The sequence below is a fragment of the Pseudorhodobacter sp. E13 genome (genome assembly GCF_003991405.1).
GTDB lineage: Bacteria > Pseudomonadota > Alphaproteobacteria > Rhodobacterales > Rhodobacteraceae > Pseudorhodobacter.
Map to the genome: position 1 here is coordinate 1 of NZ_RPEN01000080.1, position 391 is coordinate 391.

Here is a 391-nt window from a genome sequence, read left to right on the forward strand (position 1 = left end):
CGGGCAATGGCTGGCCGACGCGAATGCCCAACTCGTTCAACTCCTCGGTCATCCGTGGTCGGCCGTAGCTGCCTAGGCTTAACCGGTGCTGATCGCGGATATGGGCGAGGAGCACCATGTCGCGCCGCTGGCGATGCGATGGGGGCCGATGCTTCCAGGCATGGAGCCCACGCTCAGTTACCCCCATAAGGCGGCACAGATGACTGCGGTTCAGCACGCCGCGATATTCGGCAATATACTGAAACTTCATGGCTTTTGAGCCGCGAAAAACATCGCCGCTTTCCTAAGAAACAGCCGCGGCCTCGGGAATGGGCGCCAGAGCAAAACCGAGGGTCTTGGCGCGCCGTTGAAGGTTTGAGAGCACGCGTTGCCGATGTCGTTCATCATAGGC

1 pseudogene is annotated in these 391 nt (G+C 60.4%); it reads right to left on the reverse strand.

Annotation, left to right across the window (positions count from 1 at the left end):
• Window positions 1-268 (reverse strand): annotated as a pseudogene (locus EGN72_RS00190) (IS3 family transposase); the annotation flags it as partial.
• Window positions 269-391: the final 123 nt, after the last annotated feature.